Origin of the sequence: Streptomyces sp. NK15101 (assembly GCF_020400725.1) — a bacterium.
Taxonomy (GTDB): Bacteria; Actinomycetota; Actinomycetes; order Streptomycetales; family Streptomycetaceae; genus Streptomyces.
In genome coordinates this window covers 61542-76484 of record NZ_JAINVG010000027.1, presented here as the reverse complement: position 1 = coordinate 76484, position 14943 = coordinate 61542, and the positions used below count along the sequence as shown (strand labels likewise).

At 75.2% G+C, this 14943-nt stretch carries 16 protein-coding genes; 8 read left to right on the top strand and 8 right to left on the bottom strand.

Annotation, left to right across the window (positions count from 1 at the left end; genetic code table 11):
* Positions 1–6: 6 nt before the first annotated feature.
* Positions 7–609: a CBS domain-containing protein gene (locus tag K7G60_RS16980; RefSeq protein WP_225801749.1), complete on the top strand. Its 603-nt coding sequence runs from the start codon at positions 7–9 to the stop codon at positions 607–609.
* A gap of 199 nt (positions 610–808) precedes the next feature.
* Here the strand turns inward: K7G60_RS16980 and K7G60_RS16975 are convergent, their stop codons facing one another.
* From K7G60_RS16975 to K7G60_RS16965, 3 genes are all read right to left on the bottom strand, one after another.
* Entirely contained in the window at positions 809–1108 is a 300-nt protein-coding gene (locus tag K7G60_RS16975; protein WP_225801748.1) for a DUF1876 domain-containing protein, read from the bottom strand.
* 100 nt (positions 1109–1208) lie between these two features.
* Positions 1209–2036 carry a maleylpyruvate isomerase family mycothiol-dependent enzyme gene (locus K7G60_RS16970; RefSeq protein ID WP_225801747.1) on the bottom strand — a complete coding sequence of 276 codons (828 nt, stop codon included), beginning with the start codon at positions 2034–2036 and terminating at the stop codon, positions 1209–1211.
* Positions 2037–2337: 301 nt separating this feature from the next.
* Positions 2338–3288 (bottom strand): NADP-dependent oxidoreductase, encoded by a 951-nt coding sequence (locus K7G60_RS16965; RefSeq protein ID WP_225801764.1) that lies wholly within the window; start codon positions 3286–3288, stop codon positions 2338–2340.
* 88 nt (positions 3289–3376) lie between these two features.
* On the opposite strand from K7G60_RS16965, the gene K7G60_RS16960 reads away from it, so the two are divergent.
* The 5 genes from K7G60_RS16960 (at position 3377) to K7G60_RS16940 (ending at position 7982) form a co-directional block, all read left to right on the top strand.
* Positions 3377–4345: a GlxA family transcriptional regulator gene (locus K7G60_RS16960; RefSeq protein ID WP_225801746.1), complete on the top strand. Its 969-nt coding sequence runs from the start codon at positions 3377–3379 to the stop codon at positions 4343–4345.
* 21 nt (positions 4346–4366) lie between these two features.
* Positions 4367–5311, top strand: a complete 945-nt coding sequence (locus tag K7G60_RS16955) for a LysR family transcriptional regulator (RefSeq protein ID WP_225801745.1) — start codon at positions 4367–4369, stop codon at positions 5309–5311.
* Positions 5312–5350: 39 nt separating this feature from the next.
* A complete protein-coding gene (locus K7G60_RS16950) occupies positions 5351–5713 on the top strand; it encodes a DUF952 domain-containing protein (protein ID WP_225801744.1) in 363 nt (120 codons plus the stop codon).
* Between the two features lie 266 nt (positions 5714–5979).
* Positions 5980–6273, top strand: a complete 294-nt coding sequence (locus K7G60_RS16945; protein WP_225801743.1) for a hypothetical protein — start codon at positions 5980–5982, stop codon at positions 6271–6273.
* A gap of 239 nt (positions 6274–6512) precedes the next feature.
* Positions 6513–7982 (top strand): multicopper oxidase family protein, encoded by a 1470-nt coding sequence (locus tag K7G60_RS16940; RefSeq protein ID WP_225801742.1) that lies wholly within the window; start codon positions 6513–6515, stop codon positions 7980–7982.
* A gap of 133 nt (positions 7983–8115) precedes the next feature.
* Here the strand turns inward: K7G60_RS16940 and K7G60_RS16935 are convergent, their stop codons facing one another.
* Positions 8116–8601: a VOC family protein gene (locus K7G60_RS16935; RefSeq protein WP_225801741.1), complete on the bottom strand. Its 486-nt coding sequence runs from the start codon at positions 8599–8601 to the stop codon at positions 8116–8118.
* Between the two features lie 200 nt (positions 8602–8801).
* Between K7G60_RS16935 and K7G60_RS16930 the strand changes: the two genes are divergently transcribed.
* A complete protein-coding gene (locus K7G60_RS16930; RefSeq protein ID WP_225801740.1) occupies positions 8802–9374 on the top strand; it encodes an antibiotic biosynthesis monooxygenase in 573 nt (190 codons plus the stop codon).
* Between the two features lie 35 nt (positions 9375–9409).
* On the opposite strand, the gene K7G60_RS16925 is transcribed toward K7G60_RS16930, so the two are convergent.
* Complete coding sequence (locus K7G60_RS16925) at positions 9410–10195, bottom strand: SAM-dependent methyltransferase (RefSeq protein ID WP_225801739.1); 786 nt, start codon at positions 10193–10195, stop codon at positions 9410–9412.
* Positions 10196–10259: 64 nt separating this feature from the next.
* Positions 10260–11240: a GlxA family transcriptional regulator gene (locus tag K7G60_RS16920; RefSeq protein ID WP_225801738.1), complete on the bottom strand. Its 981-nt coding sequence runs from the start codon at positions 11238–11240 to the stop codon at positions 10260–10262.
* A gap of 74 nt (positions 11241–11314) precedes the next feature.
* On the opposite strand from K7G60_RS16920, the gene K7G60_RS16915 reads away from it, so the two are divergent.
* A complete protein-coding gene (locus K7G60_RS16915) occupies positions 11315–12142 on the top strand; it encodes a dienelactone hydrolase family protein (RefSeq protein ID WP_225801737.1) in 828 nt (275 codons plus the stop codon).
* On the opposite strand, the gene K7G60_RS16910 is transcribed toward K7G60_RS16915, so the two are convergent.
* Both K7G60_RS16910 and K7G60_RS16905 read right to left on the bottom strand, forming a co-directional pair.
* On the bottom strand, positions 12137–12715 hold the full coding sequence (locus tag K7G60_RS16910) for an N-acetyltransferase (protein WP_225801736.1): 579 nt from the start codon (positions 12713–12715) through the stop codon (positions 12137–12139). The two genes, K7G60_RS16915 and K7G60_RS16910, sit on opposite strands and share 6 nt — an antisense overlap.
* Before the next feature lie 218 nt (positions 12716–12933).
* Positions 12934–14889, bottom strand: a complete 1956-nt coding sequence (locus tag K7G60_RS16905) for a GAF domain-containing protein (protein ID WP_225801735.1) — start codon at positions 14887–14889, stop codon at positions 12934–12936.
* Positions 14890–14943: the final 54 nt, after the last annotated feature.

The window sequence follows — 14943 nt, the reverse complement described above, 5'->3', positions numbered from 1 at the left end:
CGGACGATGAGGCACCGCAGTGTCGCGGATCTGATGACGCCCACCGCGGTCGCGGTGCAGCGCGGGACGTCGTTCAAGGAGATCGCGCGGCTCCTCGACGAGTACGGCATCACCGCGGTCCCGGTGGTCGACGAGGAGAACAGGCCGGTGGGCGTCGTCTCCGAGGCGGACCTGCTGCGGCGGCACACGGCCAAGGACGGGCCGAGCACGGCCGGGGCCATGATGTCGAGCCCGGCCGTGACGGCCCGGCCCTCCTGGACGGCCGTCGAGGCCGCCCGCCTGATGGAACGGCACCGGGTGAAGCGGCTCCCCGTCGTGGACGCGGACGGCCGGCTGATCGGGGTGCTCAGCCGCAGCGATCTGCTCCAGCTGTTCCTGCGGAGGGACCGCTCGATCCAGGAGGAGATCCGCGAGGACGTGATCGTCCGCATCCTGCGGCTCTCCCCCTCGGCGGTGCACATCGACGTCGACGAGGGCCGGGTGACGCTCAGCGGCACCCTGGAGCGCCCGGGTCTCGGCCCCGTCCTGGTCCGCCTGTGCGAGACGGTCGACGGGGTCGTGGAGGTCGTGGACCGCATGACGCACGAGGAGGACGGGGGCGCCCCCTAGGGGTGTCGTCGGACCCCCGTCCACCCCGCGACGCCGTGCACGCGCTCTCGCCGCACCGGGCGCGAGCCCCGGTCCCTCCCGTACGAGGGCGTGCGCCCGGCCGACCGGCTCTCCCCCGCGGCCGGGGTCCCGGCACGGCCGGGGAGCCCGGCGGGGCGTCACCGGCCCGTCGGGCTCCCCGGGGTGGGCGGCGGCTCCGTCAGGAGACCGCCTCCGGCCAGCCGTACCCGGGGCCGGTGTGCTGCGGTACGGTGCCGGCCCCCACCGCCTCCATCTCCCGGTTGGCCTCCCGCATGAGCTTGCCTGCCAGGTCCTTCATCGCCCGGCTCGCGGCGAGTTCGTCGCCGATCGCCGGCACGTCCACGTCCGCCGGGTTGCACCGCGCGGAACCGTGCCCCGTGAGGGTCGAGGTGCCGGTGCTCAGCCGGGCCTCGGCCTTCGTCCTGCCGCCGTCCTCGGTCAGTTCCAGCCCGACCGTCCACTCCAGCGTGCGGCTCATGGTCCGCCTCCTCGCATCGCCGGGCCGCGCGGAACCGAGGCGCGGCCCCTTCCGATACCTCCAGGATCCACCGGCCGGGACGGGAACGCGCGGGGACGGGTCAGGGCGCGCGGAAGAGGCGGGGGAAGCGGGGCGCCAGCCACGGCTTGCGGCCCCAGCCGAGCGCCTTGCCGCGCGCGATCACCGGCCAGGGGTCGACCCGCCCGAGGCCGAGGAGGAGGAAGGCGACCGGTTCCGTGAGGATCGTGCAGTCGGGGCGGGCCGGTGGCTCGTGGCCGGTCCGGACCGCGCCGTCCGCGACGGTGACGCCGAAGGCCGGACCGCCCCGGAGCCGTACGGCGAAGCTCGCGGTCAGGCCCGCGACGGCGGCCGGGTCGGCGACGCGGGGCATGGCCTCGATCATGAACGGCAGGGTGAGCCCGACCCTGCGCGCGTCGAGCATGTGGGGCCGGTTCAGGGCGAGGGCGAGGTCGTAGCCGTGGCCGAGCATGTGGGTCAGCAGGTACGAGCCGAGGACCGCCGGGCGCATGGGGCCGAGCGGCGTGGAGAGCGGCTCGGCCGGGTCGCGCTCCTCGACGCCCGCCAGGAACGCGGCGGCCTGCGCCGTGATCATCTCCGCGAGCGGGCCGGGTGACCTTTCGCCGAATCCGGCGAGGGCGCGTTCGTTGGCCTCGGCCAGGCTGCCGGGGGTGCCGTCGCCGTAGGGGCGCTCGTGCCCGGCGGCCACGTCGGCCATGAGGGCGTTCGCCTGCGCGAGGTGGGCGGCGGCCTCGCCGACCGTCCAGCCGGAGCGGGGGACGGGAAGCCCTGCGACGCCCCCGGTGCCGGCCGGCGCCGGGACGCGCAGGACCGCCGCGATGTCGTCGGCGGTGCCCCGTATCGCCTCGGCCAGTCCCCCGGGGAGCACCCCGCCCGTTCGCCGCGTCATGGCTCCGCCCCTCGCCCGGCTCCGGCGGCTCCCCGTGGAGCACCGGTAGGTCAGGGACCGTACCAGCGAGTAGGTCTTTCGGCACCGGTCGCTGCGGGGAGGTCTCCACCGCCGTCCTCGCCGATGCCCGCCGGCTCCTCCGGCGACGGGCCCGGCGGAGTCGGCCGTGCGGGCCGGAGCCGTCGCTCCGGACAGGCGGCGGCCTGGACGGCCGATCAGACCGCCCGCGCCGCCGCGGGCCGCTTCTTCCTGGCGGTCCCCCTGTTCGCGGCGTCCGGCCCGCGGCTCCGCCGAGCCGGGCTCAGGCTCCGGCCGGCGGCCCGTCGACGGTGAGGACGAGCTTGCCGGTGGTGCGGTCGGTCTCGCCGAGCGTGTGGGCCTTGGCGGCTTCGGCGAGGGGGAAGACGGCCTCGATGTGCGGGCGGAGGGCGCCGGAGGCCGCGAGGGCGGCGATGGCGTTCATGCCGGCGTGGTCGGCCTCGACGAGGAGGGTCTCCACGCGGACGCCCCGCGCGGCCGCCTTCGCCGGCTCGTCGGGGTCGGTGGGCGGGAGCAGGGAGACGAGGGTGCCGCCGGGACGGAGGACGTCGAGGGAGCGGGTGCGGGTGTCGCCGGGCAGCGGGTCGAGGACCATGTCGACGTCCCGGACGGCCTCGGTGAAGTCGGTGGTGCGGTAGTCGATGACCTCGTCGGCGCCGAGGGAGCGGAGGAACGCGTGCTTCGGGGCGCTCGCGGTGCCGATGACGTACGCGCCGCGGGCCTTGGCGATCTGGACGGCGAGGTGGCCGACGCCGCCGGCGGCCGCGTGGATCAGGACCCGCTGCCCGGGGCCGACCCCGGCGGTGTCGACGATCGCCTGGTACGCGGTGAGGGCGGCGAGCGGCAGGGCGCCGGCCTGGACGTGGTCGATCTCGGCCGGCTTGTGGGCGAAGGCGCGGGCGGGGCCGGTCACGTACTCGGCGTGGGAGCCGACGCCGTACGGGTACGGCAGCATCCCGAAGACCTCGTCGCCGGGCTTGAACACGGTCACGCCGAAGCCGACGGCCTCCACGACGCCGGAGACGTCCCAGCCGAGGACGAGGGGCAGGCGGTCGAGGAAGAGGGTGTGGGCGCGGTGCTTCCAGTCGGTCGGGTTGACGCCGGCGGCGCGGACGGCGACGAGGATCTGGCTGGGGCCGGGCACGGGCCGCGGGACCACGACCTCCCGGAGGACGTCGGGGGTGCCGTGGGTGTCCTGGCTGATGGCGCGCATGGTGGGCTGCTTCGTCATGCCGTCCAGACTCGCCGTCGGCCCCGCCGCGTACCATGGCAGGATTGCCATCTTTCGAAGGGATCCTGCCATGAGTCCTGCCACGGGTGACCGTCATCGCGTCGTCGTCCTCGCCCTGGACGGCGTCTACCCCTTCGAACTGGGCATCCCGGCCCGCGTGTTCGGCTCGGTGGCCGAGCACTACGAGGTCCTGACCTGCTCTCCGGACGGCCGGCCCGTCCGCACCAACTCCGACTTCTCGGTGACCGTCGAGCACGGCCCCGAGGCGCTCCGCACGGCCGACACCGTCGTCCTTCCGCCCTTCGACATGTCGCTCCTCTCCCGCGAGCTCCCCGCCGGGGCCGCCGGGGCGCTGGCCTCCGTGCCCGCCGGCGCGCGCATCGTGTCCATCTGCACGGGCGCGTTCGTCCTCGCCGCGGCCGGGCTCCTGGACGGTCGTCCCGCGACCACGCACTGGGCGCTGGCCCCCGTCTTCCGCGACTGGTTCCCGCGGGTGGACCTCGACCCCGACGTGCTGTTCGTCGACGACGGCGACGTGCTGACCTCGGCGGGCGCCGCGTCCGGCGTGGACGCCTGCCTGCACCTCGTACGGAAGGACCACGGCGCCGCCGTCGCCAACCACGTGGCGCGGGTGTGCGTCGTACCGCCCTGGCGGGAGGGCGGGCAGGCCCAGTACATCGAGCAGCCCGTGCCGGAGACCACCGCGAACGGGACCTCCGCGACCCGGCAGTGGGCGCTGGAGCACCTGCACGAGCCGCTCACGCTCAGCGAGCTCGCCGGCCACGCCCGTATGAGCCTGCGGACCTTCGCGCGCCGGTTCGACGAGGAGGTCGGCATGAGCCCCGGCCGCTGGCTGATCCAGCAGCGGGTGGCCCGGGCCCGGCAGCTGCTCGAGTCCACGGACCTCGCCGTGGACGACGTCGCGAGCCAGGCGGGCTTCACCACCGGCACCTCGCTGCGCCAGCACCTCCACGCGGCGATCGGTGTCTCCCCGCTCGCGTACCGCCGCACGTTCCGCGGCGAAGCCGCCCTCCCATAGCCCTGCCGATAGGCTGCTCCGGTGAGGCATAAGGATCCCGATGGAGCGACCGGCGGTGACGCGGTGCAGCCGGTGACCGACCTGAACCTGCTGCGGACGTTCCTGGCCGTCCACCGCTCCGGTTCGTTCACCGCAGCCGCGGGGCTGCTCGGTCTGTCGCAGCCGACGGTGACCACCCAGATCCGCGCCCTGGAGCGGCAGACGGGGCGCGAACTCTTCGAGCGGCTGCCGCGCGGTGTCGCCCCGACCGCCGTCGCCGACGACCTCGCGGCCCGGGTCGCCGGGCCCCTCGACGCGCTGGCCGCGGTGACCGGACACGAGGCCGCACCCCACGGGCGGGCCGCTCCCGTCCATCTGGCGGGCCCCGCCGAACTGCTCTGCACGCGCGTCCTGCCCGCCCTCGCCCCGCTGGCGGCGGAAGGCGTACGGCTGAGGGTGAGCCCGGGTCTGACCGAGCCGCTCCTCGACGAACTGCGCGCGGGCCGGCACGATCTGGTGATCGCCACCTTCCGGCCGCGCGGCCGGGCGCTGACCGCCGTACCGCTCACCGACGAGGAGTTCGTCCTCGTCGCGGCCCCCGCGTGGGCCGGCCGCGTCAAGGAGCGACTGGCCCTGGAGGGGCCTGCGGCACTGCACCCCGTCCCCCTGGTCGCGTACGCCGAGGACCTGCCCATCGCCCGCCGCTACTGGCGTCACGTGTTCGGGGCGCGGCTGTCCCGGCCCGCCGCCGTGACCGTGCCCGATCTGCGCGGGGTGCTCGCCGCCGTCGTCGCCGGAGCGGGCTTCAGCGTCCTGCCGCGCTACCTCTGCCACGCCGAACTGGCCTCCGGCGCCCTCGTGTCCCTGCACGAACCGGAGGACCCGCCCATCAACACCGGCTACCTCGTCCAGCGCCCGGGCCGCCCCGACAACCCCGACGTCACCCGGGTCCGGGACCTGCTGGTCGAGGCCGGGCGGACCTGGTGACCCCCGGGAGCCGGCGGCAGCCCCTGCTATAACCGGAACATGATCTACCACGTGGTGACGCCCGCCGAATGGTCCGCCCGGCCGGAGGAGCCGTACGCCCCCGCCTCCCTCGCGGAGGAGGGCTTCGTCCACTGCTCCCCCGACGAGCCGACCACGCTCGCCGTCGTCAACGCCTTCTTCGGCAGCGCCTCCGGGCCGCTCCTGGTGCTCCTCCTCGACGAGAACCGGCTCACGGCCAGGACGGAGTGGGAGGCCGCCGTGCCGACCCCGCCGCCCGGCGTCCCCGAAGGGACCCTCTTCCCGCATGTGTTCGGTCCGATCGACCGCACCGCCGTCGACGAGGTCCTGGAGGTCGTCCGGGACGCGGACGGCCGGGCGGCGGGCCTGGCGAAGACCGGCTGACCGGGGCCGCCCGACGGTGCCGAGCCTGCCGGACGGCGAGGTCGTGTACGTGCCGGTCGCGCTCTCGCCCGGGAAGAGGCGTCGGGCGATGAGCCGATCGGACACTCCGACGGGGCGGCCGAGGGGCTCTGACGGTCCGTTCCCCACCCCGAGGCCGAGGGCGGCCGGGGACTCCCCGGCCGTACGAGGGAGCTGGGGCCGGCCCCGTCCCCTCGTACGGCCGGACGGATGCCGGTCCCGCCGGACGCCCGGCAGGGCCGGCGCGCATGGAAACCGGTCCGAACGACCCGTCCCCGGCCGCCCCGTTCGACCGTGCCGTCCCCCGCCGAGCCTTCGCCAGGGCGAGGGCGGGCGTCGAGGTCCACGGCGTGCTCGGCGTCTTCTCCCTCCTCGCGGTCGTCGCGGTCGTCGCGGTGGCGGGCGGCGGTCATCCGGTGCGCACGTTCATGCGGGTACGGGCCGTCCTGCTGCCCCTGGCCGCCGTGCCGGTCCACCACTCGGCCGTGTCCGCCTCGCGTTCCCCACCCGCGGTTCCCCCCTGCCCCCGCCTTCCCCCGTGAAGACCTGCCCCCGGCTTCCCCGCACGGAGTACCTGGTCCGGTGCCGGACCGGACGGCCCTCGCGCCGGACGCCAGGCCGTCGGGGCCGACCCGGGACGGCGTCGGGGGGGCCGCCCCGGCGCGGTCGCCGTGTGCGGTTCCCGCCGCTCTCGGTTAGACCTGGACCACAGGGTGTCGGCCGGCCCGCCGGAAGTCCCTCGCCCGGCGTCACTCGCCGCCCACCTCCCGGGAGGAAGCCGATGATCACCCGTCGCAGCGTGCTCGGCGGGGCCCTCGCCGCCGCAGGCCTGCCGCTCCTCGCCCCCGGCGCCCCCGCCGGGGGCGAGGCGTACGCGGCGGAGGCCCTGCCGCCGGCCGGCCCGCGCCCCGCGCGGGCCCCCGTGCCGCCCGCCTTCACCACCGCCATGCCGGTCCCGCACGTGCTGCGCCCCCTCACCTCGACGGGCAGCGTGGACTGCTACGAGCTGACCATCCGCAAGGCCACCGCCGAGATCCTCCCCGGCATCGCCACCGACGTCCTGACCTACGACGGGCACTTCCCCGGCCCCGTCATCCACGCCCGCTCCGGGCGCCGCGTCCTCGTCCGCCACCACAACGGCCTCGGCATGCCGGTCACGGTCCACCTGCACGGCGGGAACGTCCCGCCTCCCTCCGACGGCAACCCGATGGACGTCTTCGCCCCCGGCACCGCGCGGACGTACGTGTACACCAACCGGCAGCCCCACGCCTCGCTCTGGTTCCACGACCACGCCCACCACATGGAGGCCGAGCACGTCTACCGCGGCCTGTCCGGCGGTTATCTGCTCACGGACGACCTCGAACAGAGCCTTCCGCTGCCCAAGGGCCGGTACGACGTGCCCGTCACGATCCGCGACGCCCGCTTCGACGAGCGCGGGCAGCTGGCGTACACGACGGGCGACCGCAACCGCACCACCGTCCTCGCCAACGGCAGGCCCACCCCGTACTTCCAGGTCGCGGCCCGCAAGTACCGTTTCCGTCTGCTCAACGGCTCCAACCTGCGGTTCTTCGCACTGAGCCTGTCCGACGGCACTCCGCTGACCCAGATCGCATCGGACGGCGGCCTGCTCGAACGCCCCGTCGCGGTGCCCGTCCTCACGCTCTCGCCCGGGGAACGCGCCGACGTGGTCGTCGACTTCTCCCGCTACCGCGTCGGCACCCGGCTGGTCCTCGCCGACACCGGACCGGGCCGGCCCGAGCAGATCGGCAAGGTGCTCCGCTTCGACGTCGTGCGCACCGCCGACGACCCCAGCCGCGTCCCCGAGGTGCTGCGCGCCCTGCCGCCCGCCGCCGCGCTGCCCAAGGCCGCCGTCACCCGCCACATCGAGCTCAGCATGGACGAGGACGGGCGCCCCGACCCCCGGGGGTTCGTCAACGGCCGGCTGTTCGACCCCGAGCGCGTCGACGCCACCGTGGCCTTCGGGTCCTCCGAGATCTGGAACGTCACCAACGCCAACAAGCGCGCCCCGCACAACTTCCATCTGCACCTGGTCCAGTTCCGGGTCCTCGAACGCGGCGGACGGCCCGCCGGCCCGACCGAGGCGGGCCTGAAGGACACGGTCCGGGTCATGCCGGGCGAGACGGTGAAACTGCACGCGACGTTCGACGGCTTCCGGGGCGACTACGTGTACCACTGCCACATGCTCGACCACTCGGCCATGGGCATGATGGCCACCTTCCGGGTCCGGTGAGCCGGCACGCCCCGCACGGTGCGCGGACACCGCGGGCGTACGGGCGGCGGTGGCCCGCCGGGAGGCCCCGCATCCGCACGCGACGGGCGGCGCGCACGTCGACTTCCCCGGCGCGGGGCCGCGGGGCGGGCGCTCAGTCGCCGTACCGGGGGGCCTCCATGGACCGCATGGCCTCCGCGGCCCGCTTCTCCATCTCCTCCGGGGAGACGTCCTCGACGTGGGTGGAGAGGTTCCAGCGGTGGCCGAAGGGGTCCTCGATCTGTCCGGTGCGGTCGCCGTAGAACTCGTTCTTCACCGGTGACAGTTCCTTCGCGCCCCGGGCGAGGGCCCCGGCGAAGACCTCGTCGACGTCCTCGACGTACACGTGCAGGGTGACGGGCGTGCCGCCCACCGTCTTCGGGGAGCGGAAGCCCATGCTCGGGAACTCGTCCGCGAGCATGATGAGCGCGTTCCCCAGCTCCAGCTCGGCATGGCCGATCGTGCCGTCGGGCGCCGGCATCCTCACCCGCTCGGTCGCTCCGAACACGGAGACGTAGAAGTCGATCGCCTCCGCGGCTCCGTCGACGCAGAGGTACGGCGTGACACGCGGATATCCCTCGGGGATGGCCTTGACGGTCACGGGGCTCCCGCCTTTCCGGACAGTGGCGGTCGCCTCCGACCGCCGCCTGCGACCACTGATATCCCGAACCCGTCGGCCCGCTCCGACGCCGCGCGGCGGCCCGCCGCCGAATGCCCTGAAGAGGCGACCGCCCCTTTGCGCCGCCCTCGCCGGCGCGGCGTAGAGTGGGCGCGGGCGCGGCATGATCATGAGGAGCATCCGTGACCACGGCCGGCCTTGAACACACCACCGTCCCCGCCGACACCGGCGAGGTGACCCTGCTGATAGCCCGCCGGGTGGAGCCCGGTCACGAAGCCGCCTTCGAGCTGTGGGCGAAGGGCATCCTCGACACGGCGGCCGGCTTCCCCGGCCACCTCGGGTACGGACTCTTCCGCTCCTCCGGCGGCGACGCCCCCTGGTTCCTCATCCACCGTTTCCGGGACGCGGAGGCCTGCCGGGCCTGGCAGGAGTCCCCCGAGCGGGCCGCCTGGTTCGCCGACTGCCAGGGGCACCACCACACCGAGATCGCCCGGCGCGAACTCACCGGAATGGAGACCTGGTTCGCCGAGCCGGGGTCGACCCGGCCCGCGCCGCCCCGGTGGAAGATGACGATCAGCGCGACCCTGGCGATCTATCCGATCTCCGTGCTCGGCAGCCTCTTCCTCGTCCCCTGCCTCACCGCGCTGCCCCTCCTGCTGAGCAGCGCGGTCGTCGCCTGCGTCTTCAACGTCCTGATGACCTACGTGGCGATGCCCGCCGTGAGCAGGCTCCTGCGCGGTTGGCTCACCCCGTAGCCCCGGGCGCCTCGTCTCCTACCCCTTGCGGCCGACTACCCCTTGCGGCCGACGCCCGCGTACATCGCGACGTCCGGCGTCGGCGTCTCCGGCCGCCACGCGGAGCAGGACACCACGCCGGGCTCCAGCAGCTCCAGGCCGTCGAAGTAGCGCGCGATCTCCTCGGGGGTGCGCTGGGTGAGCTTGGGGGTGCCGTGCTCGTTCCAGAACGCCACCGCCGCGTCGACGTCCGGCATGTCGGGGTGGGTGACCGTGTGGGACAGGACGAGGTGGCTGCCGGGGGCGAGCGCGTCCACGAGCCGGCGGACGACTCCGTACGACTCCTCGTCGTCCTCGACGAAGATGACGACCCCGAGCAGCATCAGCGCGACCGGCTGCGAGAGGTCGAGGGTCTTGGCCGCGGCGGCCAGGATCGTGTCGACGTCCCGCAGGTCGGCGTCCAGGTAGTCGGTGCGTCCCTCGGGCGTGCCGACCAGCAGGGCGCGGGCGTGTGCGAGGACGAGCGGGTCGTTGTCGACGTACACGACCCGCGCGTCGGGGGCGACGCGCTGGGCGACCTCGTGCGTGTTGTCGGCGCTCGGCAGCCCCGTACCGATGTCCAGGAACTGCCGGATGCCCTCCTGCTCGGCCAGGTGCCGCACCGCCCGCCCCAGGAAAAGCCGGTCCGCCTTCGCGTACTCCCCGATCCCGGGGTGCAGCTCGCGGATCCGGTCGCCGGCTTCCCGGTCGACCGGGTAGTTGTCCTTGCCGCCGGTCCAGTAGTTCCATATCCGGGCGGTGTGCGGCCGGGAGGTGTCGATGCGCGATTCGATGTCGGTCACGTCCTCAACGTATCGCAGCGCTCCGGCAACTCCCTTTCCCAGCTGCCTCTTTGACCGCTGTTGTTCACGTTGCCGGTTTCCGGCGGGGGCGGAGGGCCGCGCGGTGGGCGCTCGGCGGGCGGCCCGTGTGGCGGGTGAAGAGGGCGGTGAAGGTGCCGGGGTCGCGGTAGCCGACGGAGGCGGCGACGGCGGCGACGGTGCGGTCGGTGGTCTCCAGGAGGTGGCGGGCGCGGCGGACGCGGGATGCCTGGAGGTGGGCGAGGGGGGTGCGGCCGGTCTCGGCGGCGAAGCGGCGCAGCAGGGTCCGGGTGCTGACGCCGAAGGCGGCGGCGAGGGCCGCGAGGTCGTAGCGGTCGGCGAGGTGCTGGTCGAGGTGGCGCATGACCCGCTCGGAGAACCCGTGGCCGGGCCGCGGAAGGAGCCGGGCGTCCACGTACGGGGTCTGCGAGGTGCGCGCGTCGTCGAGGAGGGCGAGGCGGGCGGTGGCGCGGGCCACGCGGGGCCCGCCGTGCCGGCGGATCAGGTCCAGCGCGAAATCGTACATGGCGCTGAAGGCGGCCGTGGTCGTCACCCCCGTGTCGGTGACAACGAGCTCTTCGGGCCGGACGTCGGCGGCCGGGTGGCGGCGGGCCAGGGCGTCCGCGTGGAGCCAGGACGTCGTGGCGCGGCGCCCGTCGAGCAGCCCGGCGTCGGCCGGCAGGAACGCGCCGACGCAGAGCGAGACGACGGCGGTGCCGGCGGCGAAGTGCGCGCGGATCGCCGCGGTCTCGGGGGCGAGGGCGCCGAGCCGCTCGTCGAGGTCCGCGCCGGGGAGCAGTTCGAAGCCCGGCACGACGAGGACGTCGACCTCGCGCAGCGGGCCGACGTCGAGCCGCGTGCCGCCGGAGGCGGTGACCCGGCGGCGCGGCGAGACGATCGAGACCCGGTAGTCGGGCCCGCCGGGCCCCGCGACGTGCCCGGCCATCGTCAACAGGTCGGGCACGCCGAAGACTTCGGAGGCGAAGCAGCCCGGATACGCCAGGACGCCGACACGCAGCGCGCTCATGGTGGCGAGATTACCGGTGGAGTCGGCGATCCCGCCCCTCACCCGGCGCCCGGTGCGCGGGCCACGCTGTGCCCATGACTCCTCCTGCCGACGATCCGATCGACGACTTCGACCACCGCCCCGTCGACGTGGACGGCGTGGTGAAGACGGTCCACACGGCCGGTGCCGGCCCCGCCGTCGTCGTCCTGCCCGAGATGCCCGGCATCAGTCCCGACGTGCTGCGCCTCGCCCGCTGGGTGCGGGACGCCGGCTTCACCGTCCACGTGCCCTCCCTCTTCGGGACCGACGGTGCCTTCCCCACGCTGGAGGGGGGCCGGGAGGTGGTCCGGCGGGCGTGCGTCAGCGCGGAGTTCCGGGCGTTCGCCGGAGGCGGCACGAGCCCGGTCACGGCGTGGCTGCGCGGTCTGGCGCGCCGGGCGCACGCCGAGTGCGGCGGCCCGGGCGTCGGCGCGATCGGCCTCTGCTTCACCGGCAACTTCGCCCTCACCATGACCCTGGAGCCGGCCGTGATCGCGCCCGTGGTCAACCACCCCTCCCTGCCCCTCGACGACCCCGGCGGGCTCGAACTCGACGAGGCGGACGCGCGCGCGATCCGGGAGCGGGTGGCCCGCGACGGGCTGACCGTCCTCTCCTACCGCTTCGAGGGCGACCGCTGGTGCACGGGCCGCCGCTTCGCCGCGTACCGCGCGCTGCTGGGGGACGCCTTCGACGGCCGTGTCCTCCCGGACGGCGCGGCGAACCCCGCTCCCCCGCCGTTCTTCGCCGAGCAGGTCGGTACGCCGCACAGCGTCGTCACCGCCCACCTCGTCGACGAGGTGGGCCACCCCACCGTCCGGGCCCGGGACGAGATCCTGGCCTTCCTGAGCGACCGTCTGCGCCCCGGCACCGCCGCTCCCCTATGAGGGACGGGCCGGTCCTCGGCGCAGGTCGAGCAGCATCACGTCGTGGAGGTCCGCGGCTCCGCCCCCCGGCCGCGCCTCGCCGACCTTGCGGTAGCCCCACGCCCGGTAGGCGGCCGTCGCCGCCTCGTTCGCCGGGTGGACGTTCAACAGCACCCGCTCGGCACCGATCCCGTCGAGCAGCGCCGTGTGCAGGGCCCGTGCGACGCCCCGTCCGCGCCACGCTCCGCGCACCGCGAGTTCCATGAGCCCGAAGGTGCGGCGCCCGTCCTCGCGCCGCACGGCGTCGGGCACGGGCCCGGTGAGTTCGTCCCACCACACCGTGTCGGACGGGAGCGGTCGGCCGTACGCCATGCCGACCGGCTCGCCGTCCCCGGCACGGGCCAGGGCGGCGCGGAAGGCGCGGTCGCCCGCCTGCGCGGGGAAGCGGCGGAAGGCGGCGGCGACGCCGTCCTCGGTCTCGTGGTAGGGAGGCCCGGCGAAGGCCTCGGCGTAGATCAGCCGGAACGCGTCCGCGGCCCGCACCGCGGCCGTCCCGTCCATCGGCTCGATCGCGACGGTCCCCTGCCGCGTCATGTGGTCCCCCTCGAACGGTCACGCGATGCGGCCGGCGCGCACGCGCGGCCGCCGGAACCCCGGGATCGTACCGGGCGGTGCCCGCCCCGCCGCCGTTCGGGGGTGCGCGGGAGCACACCGGCAGGAGGCGGCGGAAGGCTCGCCCGACCCGGGTCCGGCCGGGGGGCCGGTGCTGCGCGTCGTGGGGCTCGCCGAAGCCGCCCCTCCGGTCCGCCGGTTCAGCCGCCCTCGGTTCCGCGGCCGGGGGCGCCTCGGGACAGCTGGTGGAGACGGAGCGCCAGGTGGACCTCCAGGGCGCTGGCCGGGGCGTTCCAGTCGGGGCCCAGGAGTTGCGCAACCCGGTCCAGGCGCTGGACGACGGTGTTCACGTGGACGTGGAGGGCGTCCTTGGCGCGGGAGAGGCTGGCCCCGTGGTCGTAGTAGGCGTGCAGGGTGCGCACCAGTTCGGTGCCGCGCTCGGCGTCGTAGGCGAGGACGGGCCCGAGGACGCGGCCGACGTACGAGCCGACGTCGGCCCGGTCGCCGAGCAGGACGCCGACGAAGCCCAGGTCCGCGCTGTCGGCACCGTCTCCGGTGCGGTCGAGGGCGTGGAGCGCCGACAGGCAGCGCAGCGCCTCGGCGTGGAGGGCGGCGAGCTGCTCCGGCCCCGTCCCGGGGCCGGCCGCGCCCACGGTGACGGGCACGCCGATGATCCGCGCCAGGTCGGCGGCGAGTTCGCGGGCGAACGCTCCGGGCCGCTCGCAGGGCACGAGCAGGACGCTGTGCCCGTGCCGGGTGCCCGCCAGGCCGCCGAGCCCGCGCACGACGCGGGCGGCTTCCGCGGCGAGCCGGGGGCGCAGGGCGGGCTCGCTGTCGAGGACCGCGATGGCGTGGGGGCGGGTCAGGTCGACTCCGAGGCGCCGGGCGCGCAGGGCGAGACTCCTGCCGTCCCGGTGCGCCGAGGAGGAGGGGTCCGCGAGGAGGTCGTCGAGGAGTTCGCCGCGTACCCGGTCCTCGGTCTCGGCGACCGAGCGGCGGATGAGCAGGAGCATGGCGGTGACGAGCGCCGCGCGTTCGAACAGCCGCCGGTCGGCCTCGGAGAGGTCCGCGCGTCCGGTCAGGACGATGCTGCCCAGCGGCTCGGCGCCGGCGAGGACGGCGCAGGTCCACACGCCGTGGGCGTGGACGGCGCGGCCCTCGCCGTGCGAGGCGTCGTGACTGACGGTGGAGGGCGTCACCGGTTCGGTGCCGACCCGGGCCAGCTCGGTGCCGTCGGTGTCGTGGACGGCCACTCCCCCGCCGAGCAGCGCCGCGATCTCGGCCGCCACTTCGTCGGTGCCGGCTCCGCGCAGGACCAGCTTGGACAGCCGGTCGTGGGCGTCGGACGCCTGGTGCAGGGCTTCGCTGTGCGCGCGGGCCGTCGCGTTGGCGGCTTCGAGCCGGGCGAGAGCGGTGCGGGTCTCCTCCAGCCGGCGCGCGCTGTCGATGGCGACGGCGGCGTGGTCGGCGAGCGAGCCGAGGAGGGCGATGGCGTCGGGGGTGAATTCGCGCGGGGTGCGGTCCGCGGCGAAGAGGACGCCGATGATCTCCTCTCCGAGGCGCAGCGGGACTCCGAGGATGCCGCGGAGTCCTTCCTCGGCCACGCCGTCGTCGATGGTGCCGGTGTGCCGGTAGCGCCGGTCGGTGCGGTAGTCCGTGCTGGCGTAGGGACGCGCGGTCTGCGCGACCAGGCCGCCGAGGCCTTCGCCCATGCCCAGGCGGAGCTGCTGGAAGGCCGCCGAGACGGAACCCTCGGTGACGCGCATGAAGGTGTCCTGTGCGACGGGGTCGTTGAGGGTGAGGTAGGCGACGTCGGAGCCGAGCAGGGTACGGGCCCGGCGGACGATGGCGCGCAGCACGGCGTCGAGGTCCCGGAGCCCGGCCAGGTCGCCCGCGGTGTCGAACAGGGCCACCAGTTCCGCCTCCCTGCGGCGGTACTGGTCGAGCACCCGCCGCACCGACAGGGCGACCTCGGTGGTCTCCTCGATCCATTCGACGTCGGCCGGGGTGGCTCCGTCGACGGCGCGCGAACGCGCGGGCTGGGCGGCGAGCTCCTGTGCCGGGGCGTCGGCCGCGAGGAGGTCCAGCATGCGGCGCGCGGCCGCTTCGGTGGGCGACGACGGCGGGCGGGCATCGGCTCGACGGCCGGCGGTCATGGGGCCTCCTCGCGGCCGTGGGGGCGGATGGCGCTGCGGTCGTGACCACGGTCC